Source organism: Plantibacter sp. RU18 (genome assembly GCF_050613355.1).
Classification (GTDB): domain Bacteria; phylum Actinomycetota; class Actinomycetes; order Actinomycetales; family Microbacteriaceae; genus Plantibacter.
In genome coordinates this window covers 1,383,845-1,402,927 of sequence record NZ_CP159618.1, presented here as the reverse complement: position 1 = coordinate 1,402,927, position 19,083 = coordinate 1,383,845, and the positions used below count along the sequence as shown (strand labels likewise).

14 protein-coding genes are annotated in these 19,083 nt (G+C 69.1%); 7 read left to right on the top strand and 7 right to left on the bottom strand.

The features are described from left to right. Positions 1-102: 102 nt before the first annotated feature. From ABMA10_RS06810 to ABMA10_RS06785, 6 genes are all read right to left on the bottom strand, one after another. Positions 103-1,230, bottom strand: coding sequence for a zinc-binding dehydrogenase (locus ABMA10_RS06810; protein ID WP_431031324.1), 1,128 nt, complete (start codon positions 1,228-1,230; stop codon positions 103-105). Between the two features lie 18 nt (positions 1,231-1,248). After that, positions 1,249-2,037 (bottom strand): HAD family hydrolase, encoded by a 789-nt coding sequence (locus ABMA10_RS06805; protein ID WP_347868491.1) that lies wholly within the window; start codon positions 2,035-2,037, stop codon positions 1,249-1,251. Further along, the gene (locus ABMA10_RS06800) at positions 2,034-3,323 is read right to left on the bottom strand and encodes a TIGR03364 family FAD-dependent oxidoreductase (protein WP_431031323.1); all 1,290 of its coding nucleotides are present in this window, start codon (positions 3,321-3,323) and stop codon (positions 2,034-2,036) included. The genes ABMA10_RS06805 and ABMA10_RS06800 overlap by 4 nt, the downstream gene beginning before the upstream one ends. Further along, positions 3,320-5,077: a phosphonate ABC transporter, permease protein PhnE gene (phnE, locus tag ABMA10_RS06795; protein WP_347868489.1), complete on the bottom strand. Its 1,758-nt coding sequence runs from the start codon at positions 5,075-5,077 to the stop codon at positions 3,320-3,322. The genes ABMA10_RS06800 and phnE overlap by 4 nt, the downstream gene beginning before the upstream one ends. Further along, complete coding sequence (gene phnC, locus ABMA10_RS06790) at positions 5,077-6,072, bottom strand: phosphonate ABC transporter ATP-binding protein (RefSeq protein ID WP_347868488.1); 996 nt, start codon at positions 6,070-6,072, stop codon at positions 5,077-5,079. Before phnC ends, phnE begins: the two co-directional genes overlap by 1 nt. A gap of 115 nt (positions 6,073-6,187) precedes the next feature. Then, complete coding sequence (locus ABMA10_RS06785) at positions 6,188-7,108, bottom strand: phosphate/phosphite/phosphonate ABC transporter substrate-binding protein (RefSeq protein WP_347868487.1); 921 nt, start codon at positions 7,106-7,108, stop codon at positions 6,188-6,190. A 248-nt stretch (positions 7,109-7,356) separates the two neighbouring features. Between ABMA10_RS06785 and ABMA10_RS06780 the strand changes: the two genes are divergently transcribed. Next, complete coding sequence (locus tag ABMA10_RS06780) at positions 7,357-8,493, top strand: alpha/beta hydrolase (protein WP_347868486.1); 1,137 nt, start codon at positions 7,357-7,359, stop codon at positions 8,491-8,493. Here the strand turns inward: ABMA10_RS06780 and ABMA10_RS06775 are convergent. After that, complete coding sequence (locus ABMA10_RS06775) at positions 8,487-10,061, bottom strand: PucR family transcriptional regulator (RefSeq protein ID WP_347868485.1); 1,575 nt, start codon at positions 10,059-10,061, stop codon at positions 8,487-8,489. The two genes, ABMA10_RS06780 and ABMA10_RS06775, sit on opposite strands and share 7 nt — an antisense overlap. Positions 10,062-10,224: 163 nt before the next feature. On the opposite strand from ABMA10_RS06775, the gene gabT reads away from it, so the two are divergent. From gabT to ABMA10_RS06745, 6 genes are all read left to right on the top strand, one after another. Continuing rightward, positions 10,225-11,622 (top strand): 4-aminobutyrate--2-oxoglutarate transaminase, encoded by a 1,398-nt coding sequence (gene gabT, locus ABMA10_RS06770; protein ID WP_347868484.1) that lies wholly within the window; start codon positions 10,225-10,227, stop codon positions 11,620-11,622. 131 nt (positions 11,623-11,753) lie between these two features. Beyond that, on the top strand, positions 11,754-13,220 hold the full coding sequence (locus ABMA10_RS06765; protein ID WP_347868483.1) for an NAD-dependent succinate-semialdehyde dehydrogenase: 1,467 nt from the start codon (positions 11,754-11,756) through the stop codon (positions 13,218-13,220). Between the two features lie 222 nt (positions 13,221-13,442). Then, positions 13,443-14,870 carry an aminobutyraldehyde dehydrogenase gene (locus tag ABMA10_RS06760; protein ID WP_347868482.1) on the top strand — a complete coding sequence of 476 codons (1,428 nt, stop codon included), beginning with the start codon at positions 13,443-13,445 and terminating at the stop codon, positions 14,868-14,870. A gap of 96 nt (positions 14,871-14,966) precedes the next feature. After that, entirely contained in the window at positions 14,967-16,325 is a 1,359-nt protein-coding gene (locus tag ABMA10_RS06755) for a flavin monoamine oxidase family protein (RefSeq protein ID WP_347868481.1), read from the top strand. 225 nt (positions 16,326-16,550) lie between these two features. Further along, positions 16,551-17,447 carry a universal stress protein gene (locus ABMA10_RS06750; RefSeq protein ID WP_431031322.1) on the top strand — a complete coding sequence of 299 codons (897 nt, stop codon included), beginning with the start codon at positions 16,551-16,553 and terminating at the stop codon, positions 17,445-17,447. Further along, positions 17,444-19,021 carry an APC family permease gene (locus tag ABMA10_RS06745; RefSeq protein ID WP_431031321.1) on the top strand — a complete coding sequence of 526 codons (1,578 nt, stop codon included), beginning with the start codon at positions 17,444-17,446 and terminating at the stop codon, positions 19,019-19,021. The genes ABMA10_RS06750 and ABMA10_RS06745 overlap by 4 nt, the downstream gene beginning before the upstream one ends. The last annotated feature ends 62 nt before the right edge of the window (positions 19,022-19,083 follow it).

The window sequence follows — 19,083 nt, the reverse complement described above, 5'->3', positions numbered from 1 at the left end:
GGGCGCTCGAAGGGGTGACATCACTGGTGGTCCGGTGGCCTCGCGGCGACGACCATTCCGCGCCAGGCGCCTCGTCGATCCGCCGACACCTCCGAGGACCCCTCACGGGCGCACGGCCACTCGTGGAAACGCCCCCGATGCGGCTGCGGCGAGCGCATCGTCGACGTCGGCGAGCCGGAACTCCGGGCCGACGAGCTCGGTGAACGGATACCGACGCCAGGCGCCCGTCAGGAAGTCGACGGCCCGGGCGAGGTCCCGTGGCCGATAGTTGTGCACACCCCGCACGGTGAGCAGACCGCGGACGATCCGCTCGGCATCGATGCCGAGGGGGACCCCCGGTGAGACGCTGCCGACGAGCACCGCCGTCCCGCCGACGGACAGGGAACCGATCGCGGCGTCGACGGCCTGGGCGTTGCCGGACATCTCGATCGCGACGGGGAAGCCTTCGACGCCCGCGGCCAGGTGTGCGGCCTCCAGATGCTCGGCGGCGCCGAGTCCCGGATCCACCGCGGCGATGGCCCCGAAGCGCGTGGCGAGTGCCCGCCGTGCAGGATCGGGGTCGCTGACGACGACGCGGGCGCCCGCATCCGCAGCCATCGCTGCCACGGTGAGGCCCAGCATTCCGGCACCAGTGACCATGATCGCCGTCCCCGCGAGCTCGCACCCGGCGACGTCGAGTGCCGCCACGGCAGTCGCGGTCGCGCATGAAGCAGGGGCGAACACGGCCGCCGGAGGCGTCTCCCCCACGATCACGATCGCCGTCCCCGCGAGCAGCTCGACGTGCGTCGCGAAGCTGCCACTCAGCTCCCAACCCCGATGCACCCGGTCGTGCCCGTACTTCGCGAGCCTGCGGCGCTTCTGCTCGAGCCCGGCCGCGCACCGGTCGCACGCGCCACAACTGACGATGACCGACCACACGACCCGCATGCCGGCGACGAGCGCTGTCCCGTCGACGGCCGTCACCGGCCCCCCGACCGCGACCACCCGCCCGACCTGCTCGTGACCGAACACCAGCGGGGTCGTCGCGTCGCGATGCCCGAGCACGGTGTGCACGTCGGACCCGCAGACCGTCGCGAGCTCGACCTCGACCAGGACGTCACCTGGCCCGAGGGGCACTCCAGGAACCGCCATCGCCTGGTGCGGATGGCCAGGACCCTGCCAGACCATGGCGACCGGGGACGGTCTGATGAAGACGTCGTTGCCCGCGTGCGCGGTGAGTGTGGTGTGCATGATTCCCCCGGTGGTGGTTCAGTCGAGGCCGAGGAGCGCAGGCAGCTCGGCGATGCTCGTGATGATCTCGTCGGCACCGGCGTCACGCAGCGTCTCCTCGTCGTGCGCGCCCGTGAGCACGCCGACGACGAGACCCGCGCCGGCGTTCACGCCGGAGAGCATGTCACTCGCGGTGTCGCCGACGACCACCACGGTGTCGACCGCGCTCGCGCCGACGCGGAGCAGGGCGGTGAGGGGCAGGTCGGGAGCCGGACGACCACGTCCTGCGTCGACCGGGGACAGTGCGGCGTCGGCGAGGTCGGACCAGCCGAGGCTCGCGAGCAGGGCGTCGCGGGTCGCGGGGGCGAAGCCGGTCGTGAAGACGACGCCGACGCCGAGCTCACGGAGCAGACGGACGACGTCCTCGGCACCCGGGATCGCTTCGACCCGACCGTCGGCGACGAGCCGTTCGTAGGCCTCCTCGAAGGCGGCGTTGCCGACCGCGGCGCGAGCCTCGTCTCCATCGGTCAGGATGACGAAGACGTCGAGCTTCGACTGGCCCATCGTGTCGCGGACGAGCCCGATGGCTGCTTCGAGCGCGTCCTCGGTGTCGATGCCGATCGTGGCAGCCGCAGCTCTGAACGCGTCCTCCACCACGCCGTCGTCCGACACCGTGGTGCCTGCGAGGTCGAGGACCACCAGCTCGAGGAGCAGGTCGTCCTCGTGGTCCTCGAACGCGCCCTCCACGTCCTCGGGGCGGTCGTCGGGCGCGACCTCGAGCGACGTCGCCTCGGTGCTGTCCTTGGGGGTGTGGTCGATGCTGGTCACGAGAGACCTTTCTGGCGATGGGCTGATGTCGTGCGGACGAGAGCCGGCTGAGCCGGCGAGAAGGTCGGACCGAGGTGCTGCGCGACGGCGAGTTCGCCGAGCGCCGGCCCGGTGGTCATCCCGATGCCCGTGGTCGCCGCGACGACACGGACGCCAGGCGTCGGTTCGTCGATGAGCAGCTCCTCCGGCGCGCTGGCATAGACGCCCTGCCAGCGCTCGAGCACATCGAGGCGCGAGCCGAAGAGGTCTCGGCCCGCCCGCAGCAGCTCGTCGAACGCGTGCTCCGGTTGGAAGGGTGAGACGGCCTCACCGCGGCTGTGCGTGTCGCCGAGGATGATCGAGCCGTCTGGAAGCTGCGTCGCCATGAGGTTGACGTCCAGTGACGCGAGCCCCGGATGATCGTGGTGCAGCCGCTCGCGGAGGGCCGGGATGGCGGTCGAGGACGCGAAACCCGCATAGCGCAACAGCGACCAGCCGGTGAGGACGGGTGCCGGGAGCGGTCTGGGCAACTCGGCGCGGACCCGCAGCATGTCGAGGGCGCAGCGGCGGACCTTTGCGCGCTCGGCGACGTCCGGCAGGAGTTGATCGATGTCGTGGTTCACCGCCACAACGGTCAGTCCGGCGGCGATCAGTCCGCGGCTCGTCTCGACGAACCCGGTGCGGAGTCCCGTGACCGCGGTGCGGAGCCGGAACTCGACCCCTCGGCGCTGGAGGTACGCGGTGATCGCCGCGGTCGCTTGCCGCGGATTGACCTGCAGGTCCCTCGGGAGCCAGGCGCCGCCGACGACGTCGTCCGGTCGGATCGGTACCTGCTGCAGGAACTCGGCGGCATCGAGCAGCCGGACATCCTCCGACGCTCCCGCCCCCGCGCGGGCTTCGGCGAAGTCCGTGAGCACCCGCAGCTCGTCGTCGTGGCGGGCGACGACATGGGTCCCCGAGCGCCGCAACCAGATCCCCGCGTCCTGCTCGAGCCGTTGCCAGATCTCCGACGACCGGATCGCGAGGCGACCGGCGAGGCCCGCCTGCGGCGTCGCGGCGAGGTGTCCGAAGTTGCGGATCGACGCCCCCTGCGCCTCGGCCGAACGATCGACCACGATGACCTCGGCCCCGGCGTCGACAGCCGCGAGAGCCGCCGACAGGCCGACGATGCCCGCGCCGACGACCACGACGTCCGCGCGATCGGCCGAGGCCCCCAGAGCGCTGACGCCGAGGCCGAGCGCACTCGCGGCACCACCGTCCGGCCGCCCCTGGCTCACACGCCCCATGCTCATCCGATCCATGCTCATCCGAACACCTTCCGCATCCACATCGCGATGCCCTCGACGATCAGCACCACGGCGAGGATCATCAGCACGATGGCCGTCACCTGGTCGTAGTTGCCGCCCTGATCGGCCTGGATCAGGTAGTAGCCGATCCCGCCTCCGCCGACGATGCCGAGCATGGTCGCCGCCCGGATGTTCGTGTCGAGCGTGTAGAAGGTGTGGCCGACGAGCGCGCGGGCACCCTGCGGCAGGGTCGCCGACGCGTAGACCTGGGACCTCGTCGCGCCGACGGCGGTGAGCGCGCGTTCGGGGCCGGACGAGACCTCCTCCAAGGAGTCCGCGATCAACTTGCCCAACAGCCCGATACCGCAGATGCCGAGTGCCAGCGTGCCCGCTTGCGCCCCCAGGCCGGTGACGACGATGAGCAGGATGGCGAGGATGAGCTCGGGGATGCCGCGGATGCCGACGAGCGCGAACCTGGCCCCCGTCCGCACAGCCTGGTTCGGGGCGACGTTGCGGGCGGCGAACGAGCCGACGACGATCGAGCAGACGAGGGCGATGAATGTCGCCGCGAACGCGATGGCGATCGTCTCGAACATCGCTCCGAGCATCTGCTCCATGGTCCGCATGCCGAACGAGGGCGGCCAGAGGCGCGCGAGGACAGCGGGCGCTTTGGCCCAGAAGGTGACCAGGTCGCCCCACTGGATGTCCGACACGACGATCGCCCACACCACCACGGCGGCGGCAGTCCACGCACCGGCGGTGTCGCGGAGACGAGCCGGTGTCCACGGACGCCGTGCCGCAGCGGCGATGCGCTCGTCCGGCGAGGCGACCGACGTCGGCATGGTCCGCGCCGTCGTCGGGCGACGACCGTACCGTGCTGCCCTCACCCGGCGGACGACGCGGTCACCGAGTCCACGACCGGTGGGTTGGACGCCGAGCATCCCCGTCCGAACGGCACTCGACACGATCTCCATCACGACGCACAGGGCGAAGATCACGATCGCCAGCCCGATGCCGAGCGAGTAGTCGAGCGATTTGAACGCGAGCGAGAGCTCCCGGCCGAGCCCGAGGACACCGACGTAACCGAGGAGCACCGACCCACGGAGGTTGATGTCGCCGCGGTGGAGCACCGTCGCGACCCAAGACGGCATCACCTGGGGCAGGACGCCCGAGACGAACTGCTGCAGCTTCGACCCGCCGGCAGCCCGGATCGCGAGCCGGGGCCCCTCGTCGATCTGCTCGATCGCGTCGGCGAACAGTTTCGAGATCATGCCGATGGAGTGCAGCCCGATCGCGATGATGCCGGGCAACGAGCCGAGCGAGAACATGAGGACGAGGATCATCGCGATCACGACGTCCGGGACGGCTCGACTGAGCACGCCGATGAACCGTCCGAGGGCGCGCCATGCGGGTCCCGGCGTCGTGTTCGCGGCAGCGAGGTAGGCGACGGGGATCGAGATCACGGCGGCGAGGACGGTTCCGGTGATGACGATCCCGAGGGTGAGTGCGGTCAGTGACAGCAGCTCGTCCATGGGCGGGAAGGTGATGGTGCCCACCCGACCGAAGAAGTTGACGGCGTTCCCCCAGCTCGCGATCATCCTCGGGAGCGAGATGTCCACCTCGACGAGCGAGTACACGGAGAAACCGAGGAGCGCGACGAGCGTGAGGATCGCCGCGACCATCTGCGGACGTGGCCTGCGGACCGGGACCGGCCCGGAGAGCACCCGCGCTCGACCACCGGTCGTCTGCGTCGTGCCGGACGAGGCGACGGCCATCAGCGCTTCCCGCCGGGGCGCCGCACGTCGCGGGGTTCGCGGCCGTCGTCGTCCCCGTCGAACTCCCACTCCGGGTCGTCCGGGAGCTCGTCGTCACCGACGCGCTCCTCGATGCCGAGGAGGCCTCGGAGGTCGTCGTCCGGGTCACCGAGCAGTTCGTCCGGGCCGAGCTCGACCTCGATGGCCTGCAGCTCTCGCGTGCTCGTCGTGACGCGGCCGTAGATCTCCATGACCTCCGCCTTCGACAGTCCGGTGGTCGGGGTGTCGAGGACGACCTCGCCGTGTCGGAGTCCGACGATGCGGTCACCCCAGGACAGGGCGAGATCCACCTGGTGCAGGCTGCAGACGACGGTCAGTCCCCGGTCCACTGCGATCTCGCGGATGAGAGCCATGACCTGCTCGCTCGACTCCGGGTCGAGCGACGCGACGGGCTCGTCGGCGAGCAGGATCTCCGGGTCCTGCATGAGCGCGCGGGCTATGGCCACCCGCTGCTGCTGGCCCCCGGAGAGTGTGTCCGCACGCTGGTAGGCCCGTTCGAGCAGACCGACGCGGTCGAGGTGTCCGAGCGCCACGAGCTTCAGAGCACGGCCGTAGCCGAAGACACCGAGGCGAGGACCGCGGACCCCTGCCAGCGATCCGGTGAGGACGTTCTCGAGGACCGTCAACGACGGGACGAGTTCGAACTGTTGGAACACGAAGCCGACCCTCGCACGCAGGCGACGGAGCGCTCGTTGGCCGAGCGTCGGCACCTCGTCGCCGAGCACGGTCACGCTACCGGACGTCGGGAGTTCGAGACCGTCGAGGTGGCGGAGGAGGGTCGACTTGCCGGAGCCGGACAGACCGAGGAGCACGACGATCTCCCCGCGGCGGATGTCGAGGTCGACGCGTTGCAGGGCGACGGTGCGATCGAAGCGCTTCGTGACGCCGCGGAGGCGGACGAGTGGTTCGCGCCCGTCGGCGGTGGTGCGTCGCACCTGCTGCTCGGTGACGCTCATGGACGGCTGCCTTCCGTGGCGGTGATCATGGTGGTGGGGCACCTCGACAGGCTCAGCGACCGGAGGACGGAACACCGCTCACCGAGCCTGTCGAGGTGCAGGCAACGGCCTCAGCTCAGGCCTGGCACTGCTTGGCGTCGGTCTTCTTGCAGATGTCGCGGATGGTGTCGTAGTACGCGTCGTCGACGGGCGAGGTCCCCCAGAAGGTGGCGCGGAAGGCGTCGCTGTCGGCGCTCTTCACACCCGAGTCGATGATCTGGTCGATGGTGACCTCGGACAGCGCCTTCGTCAGCGAGTCCTTCACATCGGTCGGCAGGACGTCGGAGACGACGATCGGCGCTCCGGGAACCATCGTGCGGTCGATGACCTCGACCTTGTCGCTCTTCTCGACCTCGGAGTCCTCTGCGAAGCCCGCCTCGCACTCGACCCCCTCGCCGACCTTCGTCACGGACACATCGTGCTTGCCCGCGAACACCGGCGTCACGCCGGTCTCGGGGTCGATGCCGGCGTTCAGCAGGTTGTAGCTCGGGAACAGGTAGCCGGAGGTCGATGACGGATCGACGAAGCAGACCTTCTTGCCGGCCATGTCCGCGATGGTCTTGATCGAGGACCCCTTCGGGACGATGGCCTCCGAGTAGTAGCCGGGCTCCTGCCCCTCCTCGGTGATGATCGATGACACCGGGGTGATCTTCGCGCCGTTATTGAGCGCGGTCACGTACGTGAATCCGGAGAAGGACGCGACGTCGATCTTCCCGGCGACAGCCGCCTCGATGAGCGCGGCGTAGTCGGTCGACTCGTGGTACTCGACGGTCTTGCCGGTCTCCTGAGCGATGTAGTCCATGAGCGGCTGGTAGTTGGTCTGGGTGTCGACGCTGTCGGGCACGACCCCGAAGACGAGCGTCTGGTCGTCGACGGCGAACGTGCCGGACCCAGCGGAACCGGTGTCACTGGCGGTGGCGCTCGAGCAGGCGGCGAGGCCGATCGAGAGGAGCGCTGCGGCGCCGAGCGCTGCGACGCGGGTCAGGGAGAGGTTCATGTGCTGGGACGTACCTTTCAGAAGGATCGATGCACCCGCCCGCTCCCCCCGGAGTGCAGCGGGTGATCGACGCGGGCACTGCTGTGTGCCGTACGTGCGATCACGCTACGAGCGGCACTCGAACGGGGCTGGGCCGGTCGGTGAACAGCGGGTGAAGCGCCGCGGAAGGATGCGGCATCTGCCCGACAGCTGGTGCTCTGCGCACGCGCCTAGACTGCTGTGAACCGCCCATCCGAGTAGCAGAGCAGGTGAGTCGTTTGCCCCTCGACCCGATCTTCGCCGAACGAGCACGGACGCACCGCGCCTATCTCATCTCCACGGCACTCGAGCAGGCGAAGGCGTTCTTCCTGCGCCCGCGGACGAAGACGGTGCCCCGGCCGAAACCGTCGGGCGGGAGCGCGACGACGACTGCGTCCAAGACGACCGCGAAGCCGACGGCGAAGGCGACCACGGGAGCGCCTCGGAGGAAGAAGACCCGTGCGCAGCACCGGAAGGCTGCGCTCAACTGGGACAAGAAGGAGCTGACGACCGTCGGTGTCGCGGGACCGGAGCTGCGCATCGAGGAGCACACGGTCCCGGTCGACCAGTTCCCGGACGTCCGCGTGCGGCTCTACTACCCGCCGTCCGACACCTCGGATGCGCCGGTACCCGCGGTCCTGTCGTTCTTCGGCGGCGCCTATCGCATCGGCGGCATCGACTATCCGACGACGGACGCGGGCTTCAGACGCCGTGCGGCCGACGCCGGTGTCGTCATCGCCGCCGTCGACTACGCCCTCGCCCCCGAACACCGCTACCCGACCCAACTGGAACAGGCACATGCCGCGCTGGAGTGGTTGTTCGCCGAGGCCGCGACGCTCGGAGTCGATCGCGGGCGGATCGCCGTCGCCGGGGTGTCCGCGGGTGGAAGCATCGCTGCGGCACTGACGATCGTGAACCGCGAGCGCAACGGTCTCCCGATCAGCCTCCAGCTGCTCGAGGTCCCCGTCACCGACCTGACCGGTGGACACATCGACCTCCGCCCGGTGCGCGAGATGGGGATCCCCCGCATCTTCGCGATCAGGGAGCTGCGCTCCGTCGCGAAGACCTACCTGCTCGATCGTCGGCAGGCGAAGGAGGCTCACGCGTCCCCCCTGCTGGCTCGGTCGCACGCCGGCCTGCCGCGCGCGGTGATCCTCACGGCCGAATACGACCCCCTCCGCGGTGACGGGGCCGCCTACCTCGCGGCCCTCCGCGCCGACGGTGTCGACGCGAGCGGCGTGATGTACCTCGGCGCGACCCATGACACCCCGATCTTCGGCGGGGTCCTGCCCGCCTCACGCCGTTGGCACGATGACGTGGTCACCGCGCTGCGCTCCCTCCACGAGGAGATTCCTCCCGCTCACTGAGCCTGTCGAAGCGCACCGAGCGCGAGCCACAGCTCTGCGCGAGCGGCGAAGGTGTCGAGCGGACGCCCCAGCAGCTGCTCGACACGCGTGATCCGGTTGCGAAGCGTGTGCCGATGGATGCCGAGGCGTTTCGCCGCCGGGTCCCACTGCCCGTTCGACTCGAGCCATCCGAGCAGGCTCTCGACCAGCGCCGTGCCCTCCTCCCGATCGACGCGGAGCACCGGTTGCAGGAGTTCCTCGGCCACCGCGGCTGCCCGGACCGGATCGAGCAGGCCGGCCATCCCTGCTGCGGCGAGCGCACCGAACCGCACCACTGCCTGTCCGGAGGCCGTCGCCTGTTCATGGGCGGAGACCGCCTGGTCCAGGCCGACGCTGAGTTCGGCGAGCGCGATCGGTCGGGAAAGGCCGAGACGACGGTCGGGGACTGAGCCGATCATCGCGTCCAGTGTCGTCCATGGATCGTCGCTCCCACCTGATCCGTCACCGGCGTCGGCCGTGAGCAGCACGATGCGGCCGTCGTGTTCGGCGACGAACAGTGCGCCGGCAGGCGGAGGGTCGGCGCGTTCCAGCTCGGTCAACAGCGATTCCCGGGCTTCACCGGGAGCGGAGCAGACGCCCACCCTGACGGCGCCGGTCGGCAGTGGCGTGCCCAGCTCGTCGGCGACGCCACGTGCGGCCTGCCCCTGACCGGCGAGCAGCAGTCGCCAGACGCCGGATCGGAGCGAGCGGCCGGCCCGCCCGAGCGCTCCCCGCTGTTCGAGGGTGAGCCCGGCGATCGCGACGACGGAGGTCACGACGCTCTGAGCCGCAGCGTCGAGCGGCCCGTCGGTCCCCCCGATCGCGAGCACCCCGCGGAGGTCGCCTCGTCGGCCGAGGGTCTGCAGGGAGACCGTGCCGCTGCGTCCAGCCAGCGTGGCCCCCGACCGCTGTCCACGTTGCAGCAGCCGCGTCGCCTCCGACGCCACGCGTGCGGCGATCGGATCGGCCTCCGCGGGGTCGGCGACCGCTGCCCCACCACGCGCGACGATCGCTGCGTGCGCATCGAACAGGACGACCCACGCTCCGAGCGCACGTCCGAGTTCGGTCACGACGGCGGCAGTCGCGTCGGGTCGGAGGGCGGCGAAGGCGATGGCGCGCTGCGCTCCGAGTGCCCATGCGTCCCTTGCCCTCGCCGCTTCCGCGATGAGATCTGCCGCATAGCGGATGACGGCGATGAACGGTGTGCGGTACGGCACCTCGAACAGCGGGACTCCGTGCGCCGCGCATGCCTCGGCGAGCTCCGCCGGGGTACCGGCCGTGATGACCTCGGTCCCGAAGCCGATACCGGACACCCCCGCAGCCGCCAGCCGTGCCACGTACGCCTCCACCTGGGTCGCCGAGACCGCCGTGCCGAACTGGGTACCCGTCGTGAGGACGATCTGCTGTCCGATGAGGAACGGCGTGGGGTCCGGCAGATCGGAGCCCGACACCCAGGCGACGGGTCGGGCGAGTGCACCGGCTGCGCCCGCGACGACGAGCTTCAGGCCGAGGGCGTGGTGGTCGAGGAGCTGCTGCAGCGATGGAGCCATGGCGTGAGTCTACGACGATCTGCCAGATCGTCCATCAATACCTCGCATGGTGGACATTCTGTCGGGTGTTGTGGTCGGGGCTCCTGCCTAGCATGGCTCCAACGACGTGCGAGGGATCCCCGGCGAGCGCCGCAGGACCCTCCCCCAGACAGACGGAGCATCGATGACGAGCAGCAGTAGCACGGCCACCGCCACCCCGACCGCGGAGCGTGCGCAGGGCTCGCATCCCGTCCTCGGCGGTCCGTCGCTCCCGCAGGAGCGACGCCTCGTCACTGCCATTCCCGGCCCGATCTCGGAAGAACTCATGGCCCGCAAGCACGCCGCGGTCGCCTCCGGTGTCGGTACGACCATGCCCGTCTTCGCGGCCGGTGCCGGTGGAGGCGTGCTGGTCGACGTCGACGGCAACTCGCTCATCGACCTCGGTTCCGGCATCGCCGTGACGGGCGTGGGAAACAGCAACCCGAGGGTCGTCGAAGCCGTCACCCGTCAGTTGCAGGAGTTCACCCACACCTGCTTCACCATCACGCCGTACGACTCCTATGTCGAGGTGGCCGAAGCCCTCAACCGCCTGACCCCCGGCGACCACGCGAAGCGCACCGCGCTGTTCAATTCGGGCGCCGAGGCCGTCGAGAACGCCGTGAAGATCGCTCGCAGCCACACGAAGAAGCAGGCTGTCGTCGCGTTCGACCACGCGTACCACGGTCGCACCAACCTCACGATGGCGCTCACCGCGAAGTCGATGCCGTACAAGAGCGGCTTCGGCCCGTTCGCGTCGGAGGTGTACCGCGCGCCGCTCTCCTACCCCTTCCGCGACGGCGGGCTCTCCGGTGTCGACGCAGCTCAGCGCGCCATCACCCAGATCGAGAAGCAGATCGGCGCCGACAACCTCGCCGCGATCATCATCGAGCCCATCCAGGGCGAGGGCGGGTTCATCGTCCCGGCCGAGGGGTTCCTCCCCACCCTGCTCGACTGGGCACGCGCGAACGATGTCGTCTTCATCGCCGACGAAGTGCAGACCGGCTTCGCGCGCACCGGAGCGATGTTCGCCTCCGAGCACTTCGGTATCGTCCCCGACGTCATCATCACCGCGAAGGGCATCGCCGGCGGCCTGCCGTTGTCCGCCGTGACGGGCCGCGCCGAGATCATGGACGCCCCGCACGCGGGCGGCCTCGGCGGCACCTACGGCGGCAACCCGCTCGCGTGTGTCGCCGCGCTCGCCGCCATCGAGGCATACGAGGAGGAAGACCTCGCGGCCTCCGCCCGCACCATCGAACAGCACATCGTCGATCGGTTCACCGCCGCGCAGGCGAACGACCCACGCATCGGCGACATCCGCGGCCGCGGCGCCATGATGGCCGTCGAGTTCGTCGACCCGACGACCGGAGAGCCCGATGCCGCCCTCACGGCGCGCGTCGCGAAGGCGTCGCACCAGGCTGGCGTGATCGTGCTCACCTGCGGCACCTACGGCAACGTCGTCCGCTTCCTCCCGCCGCTCACCATCCCGCTCGAGCTGCTCGAGGAAGGACTCGACGTCGTCCTCGAGGCCCTCGCCACGAACTGAACCGTCGACCCCGCTCCACAGGCCCGGGAGCGGGGTGTGGCATGCACAACCCTGCTCCCCGAGCTTGTCGAGGGGCGGCACCGCTGAAACACTGTCACCGACGTCACCGACACCAGCAAGGAGCACCACCCATGACCGATGCACGCGAAACCGAACTGCTCACGAAGGTCCCCTCCGGCCTCTTCATCGGAGGCGAATGGCGTGACGCCGAGGGTGGCAAGACCCTCACGGTGAGCGACCCCTCCACGGGCGATGTCATCAAGACCATCGCGGACGCCTCGGTCGCCGATGGTGCTGCCGCCCTCGACGCCGCCGTCGCTGCGCAGGACGACTGGGCCGCGACGGCTCCGCGCACACGCTCGGACATCCTGCGGAAGGCCTTCGACCTCCTGCAGGAGCGCCGCGAGGAGTTCGCACTGCTCATGACGCTCGAGATGGGCAAGCCGCTGGCCGAGGCGAACGGTGAGGTCACCTACGGCGGGGAGTTCCTCCGCTGGTTCTCCGAGGAGGCCGTGCGCATCTCGGGTCGGTACGGCACGAACCCCGAGGGCACCGGCGTCATGACCGTGTCGCAGCACCCCGTCGGCCCATGCTTCCTCATCACGCCCTGGAACTTCCCCCTCGCCATGGCCACCCGCAAGATCGCTCCAGCCCTCGCCGCCGGCTGCACCGTGGTCATCAAGCCTGCCGAGCTCACCCCGCTCACGACGCTGTACTTCGTGCAGCTGCTCGAAGAGGCGGGCTTGCCGAAGGGTGTGGTCAACGTCATCACGACCTCGACGTCGTCCGCCGTCTCCGGCCCGATCATCGCCGACTCCCGGCTGCGCAAGCTGAGCTTCACCGGGTCGACACCCGTCGGCCAGAAGCTCATCGAGCAGTCCGCAAAGAACGTCCTGCGCACCTCGATGGAACTCGGCGGCAACGCCCCGTTCGTCGTCTTCGAGGACGCCGACCTGGACAAGGCCGTCGACGGCGCGATCGCGGCGAAGTTCCGGAACATCGGCCAGGCCTGCACCGCAGCGAACCGGTTCATCGTCCACCGCGACGTCGCCGACGAGTTCGCGAAGCGGGTCACCGAACGGGTGAACGCCTTCCGGATCGGTCGCGGCACGGAGGACGGCGTGACGATCGGGCCCCTCATCGACGACCGGGCCGTCTCCAAGGCGACGACGCTCGTCGGCGATGCCGTCGAGCGTGGCGCAGAGGTCCTCACCGGCGGTGCCGCCGTGGACGGCCCCGGCGCCTTCTTCGAGCCGACCGTCATCACGGGTGTCGCACCCGGCTCGGAGATCCTCCGTGAGGAGATCTTCGGTCCGGTCCTCGCAATCGTCCCGTTCGACGACGAGGACGACGCCGTCCGCCTCGCGAACGACACCGAATACGGCCTCGTCTCGTACGTGTTCACGACAGACCTGGCACGCGGTCAGCGCATGATCGGACGCCTCCAGACGGGCATGATGGGCTTGAACGTCGGCGTCATCTCGAACGCGGCGGCTCCGTTCGGCGGCGTCAAGCAGTCCGGTATCGGCCGCGAAGGCGGTCTCGAGGGCATCCACGAGTACCTCTACACGAAGTACACGATGACGCCCATCGGCTAGCGCGCCTCGGCCGGCTCGGCGACCGGCACACCGGCGCCGGGCCGTCCCGATCCCCGAGCCTGTCGAGGGGTATCAGTCCCACCATCGTTCCCCGAACTCCCCGAGGGGCCGAACAACCGAAAACGTCGCATTTCGCAGATTTCACCGACGAAATCGACACCTGCGGTTTCATCGCGCTGATGAAACCGCCATAATCGACACATCTCTGCGAAAGGAATGGCCATGCCAGACTCGATCCTCCAGAACTTCATCGGTGGAGCATTCGTCGACGCCTCGGGAACCGACACCCTCGAGGTCGTGAACCCGGCCACGGAAACCGTCGTCGCGGTCTCCCCCATCTCGAACGAGGCGGACGTCGACGCCGCCTATGCCGCAGCCGCAGCGGCCGCGAAGAGCTGGAACCGCTCGACGCCCGGCCAGCGCCAAGCCGCCCTGCTGCAGCTCGCGGACGCCATCGAGGCCGCGGCGGACGACCTCGTGGAGGCCCAGCACCGCAACACCGGCCAGCCCAAACCGACCGTCAAAGCCGAAGAGGTCATCGCCGGCGCCGATCAGATCCGCTTCTTCGCGGGAGCCGCACGCGTGCTCGAGGGCAAGTCCGCCGGTGAATACGTGGAGGGCTTCACCTCCTACGTGCGTCGCGAGCCCATCGGCGTCGTCGGCCAGGTCACTCCCTGGAACTATCCGTTCATGATGGCCATCTGGAAGATCGGTCCGGCGCTCGCCGCCGGCAACACGATCGTCCTGAAGCCGAGCGACACCACGCCGGAGTCGACGCTCGTCCTCGCCGGGCTGACGCGCGGCATCCTGCCCGACGGCGTGTTCAACGTCGTCCTGGGCGACGCCTCGACGGGGGCGCTGCTCACCGAGCACCCGACGCCCGGCCTTGTCGCCATCACGGGTTCTGTCCGTGCCGGTCAGGCCGTCGCCACCTCCGCCGCCAAGCAGCTGCACCGCGCGCACCTCGAACTCGGCGGGAAGGCTCCCGTCATCGTGTTCCCGGGTTCCGACCTCGCCGCGACGGCAGCCGCGATCGCGGAAGCCGGCTACTTCAACGGCGGCCAGGACTGCACGGCAGCGACTCGCGTCATCGTGCACGAGAGCATCCACGACGAGTTCGTCACCGAGCTCGTCGCGGCAGCCGAGGCCACCGTCACGGGGCCCGTCGACGACGCGTTCTACGGCCCGCTCAACAACGTGAACCACTTCGGTCAGGTCGAGCGCGTCATCGCCGCCCTGCCGGATCACGCCACGATCGCGACCGGCGGGAAGCGTGTCGGCGACCAGGGCTTCTTCTTCGCGCCGACCGTCATCACCGGTGTGCGTCAGACCGACGCGTGCGTCCAGGAGGAGACCTTCGGCCCCGTGCTGACGGTGCAGCCGTTCAGCACCGAGGAGGAGGCGATCGAACTGGCGAACGGCGTCGACTTCGCCCTCGCCGCCAGCGTCTGGACGAAAGACCACGGTCAGGCGCTCCGCGTCTCCCGCGACCTCGACTTCGGCTGCGTCTGGATCAACACCCACATCATCCTCGCGGCCGAGATGCCCCACGGCGGCTTCAAGAAGTCCGGCTACGGCAAGGACCTCTCGTCCTACGGCGTCGAGGACTACACCCGTATCAAGCACGTGATGTCGAGCCTCGACGTCTGAACCATCCGGCACAACCGACAACCGCATGACCCGGTCCCCCAGCTCGTCGCTCGTCGTGAGCCAGGCGAGCTGAAGGGCCCTGAACAGGAGCACACCATGAGCGTCATCGAACGCGACGTCGTCATCATCGGCGCCGGAGCGTCGGGCCTGACGGCCGCGACGAAACTGAAAGCGGCCGGCTTGTCCGTCGCCGTCCTCGAAGCACGCGACCGCGTCGGCGGCCGCCTCTGGACGAACGACATCGAGGGCGCGATGCTCGAGATCGGCGGGCAGTGGGTCTCCCCCGACCAGACCGCCCTCATCGACACCCTCGCCGAGCTCGGCCTCGACACCTACTCGCGCTATCGCGACGGCGACAGCGTCTACATCAACGGCGATGGCGAGCGCACCCGCTTCACCGGCGACATCTTCCCTGTCGCGGAGTCGACCGCAGCCGAGATGGAGCGACTCATCGTCCTCCTCGACAAACTCGTCGCAGAGGTCGGAGTCGAGGAGCCCTGGGCGCACGCCCGCGCGAAGGAGTACGACCACATCTCCTGGAGCCAGTGGCTCCTGGAGCAGACCGACGATCAGGAGGCCCGCGACAACATCGCGCTCTTCATCGGTGCTGCGATGCTGACGAAGCCCTCCCACTCCTTCTCGCTCCTGCAGGCGCTGCTCATGGCGGCGTCGGCCGGCAGCTTCACGCACCTCGTGGAGGCCGACTTCATCCTCGACAAGCGCGTCGTCGGCGGCCTGCAGCAGGTCCCGATCAAGCTCGCGGAAGCCCTCGGCGACGACGTCCACCTGTCGTCACCGGTACGCCGCCTCGAATGGTCCGACGCCGGCGTCTCGGCCGAGGCGGACGGCGTCACCGTGAACGCCCGCTACGCGATCGTCGCCGTCCCGCCGAACCTCTACACGCGCATCGACTTCCAGCCGCCCCTGCCACGCCTCAGCCACCAGATGCACCAGCACATGTCGCTCGGGCTCGTCATCAAGGTGCACGCGGTCTACGAGACGCCCTTCTGGCGAGAGGACGGCCTCTCCGGCACCTCGTTCAGCCCGTACGAGATCGTCCACGAGGCATACGACAACACCAACCACGAGGACCCGCGCGGCACGCTGGTCGGTTTCATCTCCGACGAACGCGCCGACGAGGTCTTCAAGCTCAGCGTCGAGGAGCGTCGCGAACGCATCCTGACCTCGCTGTCGCACTACTACGGCGAGCAGGCGCTCTCCCCGGTCGTGTACTACGAGAGCGACTGGGGCAGCGAGGAATGGACACGTGGCGCGTACGCTGCGAGCTTCGACCTCGGTGGGCTCTCGCGCTATGGTGCGATGCAGTCGACGCCGGTCGGTCCCCTCTACTGGTCCACCAGCGACCTCGCCGCCGAGGGCTACCAGCACGTCGACGGCGCGATCCGCAAGGGCGCCGACACCGCCGCCGCCATCGTCAGCCGCCACCAGGCGTAAGCAGCACCAGCATCACACCTCGACAAGCTCGGTGACCGGACGCCGCTCCCCGAGCTTGTCGAGGCTCCCGCGTCGCTCCCCGAGCTTGTCGAGGGCCCCCACCCGTCGATACCCTGCACCAACGAACTACGCACACCGCTGTGCGCTCCGCTCCGCCGTCCTGCCCGTCGACCAGCTCAGGAACCGCGTGCCGAAGGGTCGCACCCGATCGAAAGCGAACATCAGATGAGATACATCGTTGGCTACACCGACACCTCGGCAGGGCGCGACGCCCTCGCGCTCGGCATCCGGATCGCGAGGACCACCGGCGCCAGACTCGACATCGTCCTCGTGCTCGCCAACGAGGAGCGCCCGACGATCACGCCGGCCGACCCCGGCTACGAACGCTTCCTGCGCGAGACCGCAGACCGCTGGCTCGATGAAGCACTTGCTGCCGTCCCCGACGACATCACCGCCAAGTCACACCTCGTCTACGACGAGTCCTTCGCGGAGGGTCTGCTCGAGGCGTCCCGCATCCTCGAGGGGGGCCTCATCATCATCGGAGCCGCCCGCGGCGGCTTCCTCGGGCGGTTCACCCTCGGCAGTGTCGCGAACACGCTCCTGCACTCGGCCGTCGTCCCCGTCGCCCTCGCCCCGGTCGGCAGCCGCGACCTCCTCGAGGCCCAGCCGACCGGCGGCACCATCAGCCGCATCACGTGCGCGATCGGCACCAGGGCCGGTGCGCACCAGTTGCTCGATGCCGCGATCGTCGTTGCGAAGAACGCCGGCATCCCACTCCGACTCGTCTCCCTCGTCGCACTCGACCAGCCCGAAGGCGCAGAGCACCCCGAAGCGACGGCACGCGCCGAGGCGCACGCAGCCGAAGTCCTCGCCTATGCGAGCGAACACCTCCCGAACGACGTCACCGTCACCACCGAGATCGCCGGCGGCACCCGCATCGAGGACGCTGTCGCGACCCTCGAGTGGAAGCCTGCGGAGATCGTGCTCGTCGGCTCCAGCCGATTGGCAGCCCCGAAGCACCTCTTCCTCGGCTCCACCGCAGCGAAGATGCTGCGCGAGCTACCCGTACCCATGGTCGTCGTACCCCGCGACTCCGTGCTGACCATCGGAGACCCGTCATGACCCCTCCAGAAACCACCCCGGCCCGAGACATCGCGCACCCCGAGACGACCGCAACCGGCGCGCTCTCCAAGAAGGGACTCGGCGCCGGGACCGTCGGCCTCGTCGGTGCGATCGTCATCGGCATCTCCTGCATCGCCCCTGCGTACACGCTGACGGGCGCGCTCGGCCCGACGGTCGCAGAGGTCGGCACGCATGTACCGGCGATCTTCCTCGTCGGTTTCATCCCGATGCTGCTCGTCGCGTTCGGTTACCGCGAGCTCAACAGCCGCATGCCGGACTCCGGCACCTCGTTCACCTGGGCCACTCGTGCCTTCGGGCCGTGGGTCGGCTGGATGGCCGGGTGGGGACTCATCGCCGCCACGATCGTCGTGTTGTCGAACCTCGCGGGCATCGCGGTGGACTTCTTCTACCTGATGCTGTCGCAGATCTTCCAGAACCCCGACATCGCGAACCTGACGTCGAACCCGTTCATCAACGTCGTCACCTGTCTGGCGTTCATGCTCGGCGCGACGCTCATCTCGTACCGCGACATGCAGACGACGCAGAAGCTGCAGTACGTGCTCGTCGGCTTCCAGCTCCTCGTGATGGTGCTGTTCGGCATCGTCGCGTTCGCCCACGTCGCAGGTGGTGACGCGTTCGACGCCCTGCCGATCTCGCTCGACTGGTTCAACCCGTTCGCCGTCGGCTCCTTCAGCGCCTTCGCAGCCGGGCTCTCGCTCTCCATCTTCATCTTCTGGGGCTGGGACGTGACGCTGACGATGAGCGAGGAGACGAAGGGCTCGAACTCCACGCCGGGCAAGGCGGCAACCGCCACCGTCGTCATCATCGTCATCCTCTACCTGTTCCTGTCGGTCGCGCTCATCAACTACGCGGGTGTCGGCGACGGCGAGTTCGGACTCGGCAACGAGGACATCCAGGGCAACGTGTTCTTCTCGCTCGCCGGCCCCATCCTCGGGCCGCTCGCCATCCTGGTGTCGATCGCGGTCCTGTCGTCCTCCGCGGCCTCGCTGCAGTCGACCTTCGTCTCGCCCGCGCGCACCCTGCTCGCAATGGGTCACTACGGTGCGCTGTCGCCGAAGTTCTCCAAGGTGCACCCGAAGTTCTTCACCCCGGGATACGCGACGATCGTCTCGAGCATCGTCGCATCCGTGTTCTACGCGGTCATGCGATTCATCTCCGAGGACGTCCTGTGGGACACGATCACGACCCTCGGCATGATGATCTGCTTCTACTACGGCCCCACCGCGTTCGCGTGCGTCTGGTACTTCCGGAAGCAGTGGTTCTCGAGCGCGCGGAACTTCTTCTTCCAGTTCTTCTCCCCGCTCGTCGGCGGGCTCATTTTGGGCGTGCTGTTCTTCACCACGATCATCGAGAGCGCGAACCCCGACTACGGCAGCGGATCGAACATCGGCGGCGTGGGGCTCGTGTTCATCCTCGGCATGATCATCATCGTCGCGGGCATCGTCATCATGCTCATCCAGGCGAAGTTGCGGCCGGACTTCTTCCGGAACAAGACGCTCGCCCGCGGCATCGCCGGAGACGCGAACGAAGCGGACGCCGCTCTCCCCGAGTAGCGCGCATCGCGCGACGCCCGTCCGTACGTTCCCGTCGGACGGGCGTCGCGCGCTCACCGCTA

Coding starts and splice junctions, on each gene's coding strand:
- ABMA10_RS06810 (WP_431031324.1), bottom strand. CDS start 1,230: ATGCACACCACACTCACCGCGCACGCGGGCAACGACGTCTTCATCAGA.
- ABMA10_RS06800 (WP_431031323.1), bottom strand. CDS start 3,323: ATGAGCATGGATCGGATGAGCATGGGGCGTGTGAGCCAGGGGCGGCCG.
- phnE (WP_347868489.1), bottom strand. CDS start 5,077: ATGGCCGTCGCCTCGTCCGGCACGACGCAGACGACCGGTGGTCGAGCG.
- phnC (WP_347868488.1), bottom strand. CDS start 6,072: ATGAGCGTCACCGAGCAGCAGGTGCGACGCACCACCGCCGACGGGCGC.
- ABMA10_RS06785 (WP_347868487.1), bottom strand. CDS start 7,108: ATGAACCTCTCCCTGACCCGCGTCGCAGCGCTCGGCGCCGCAGCGCTC.
- ABMA10_RS06775 (WP_347868485.1), bottom strand. CDS start 10,061: ATGGCTCCATCGCTGCAGCAGCTCCTCGACCACCACGCCCTCGGCCTG.
- gabT (WP_347868484.1), top strand. CDS start 10,225: ATGACGAGCAGCAGTAGCACGGCCACCGCCACCCCGACCGCGGAGCGT.
- ABMA10_RS06765 (WP_347868483.1), top strand. CDS start 11,754: ATGACCGATGCACGCGAAACCGAACTGCTCACGAAGGTCCCCTCCGGC.
- ABMA10_RS06760 (WP_347868482.1), top strand. CDS start 13,443: ATGCCAGACTCGATCCTCCAGAACTTCATCGGTGGAGCATTCGTCGAC.
- ABMA10_RS06755 (WP_347868481.1), top strand. CDS start 14,967: ATGAGCGTCATCGAACGCGACGTCGTCATCATCGGCGCCGGAGCGTCG.
- ABMA10_RS06750 (WP_431031322.1), top strand. CDS start 16,551: ATGAGATACATCGTTGGCTACACCGACACCTCGGCAGGGCGCGACGCC.
- ABMA10_RS06745 (WP_431031321.1), top strand. CDS start 17,444: ATGACCCCTCCAGAAACCACCCCGGCCCGAGACATCGCGCACCCCGAG.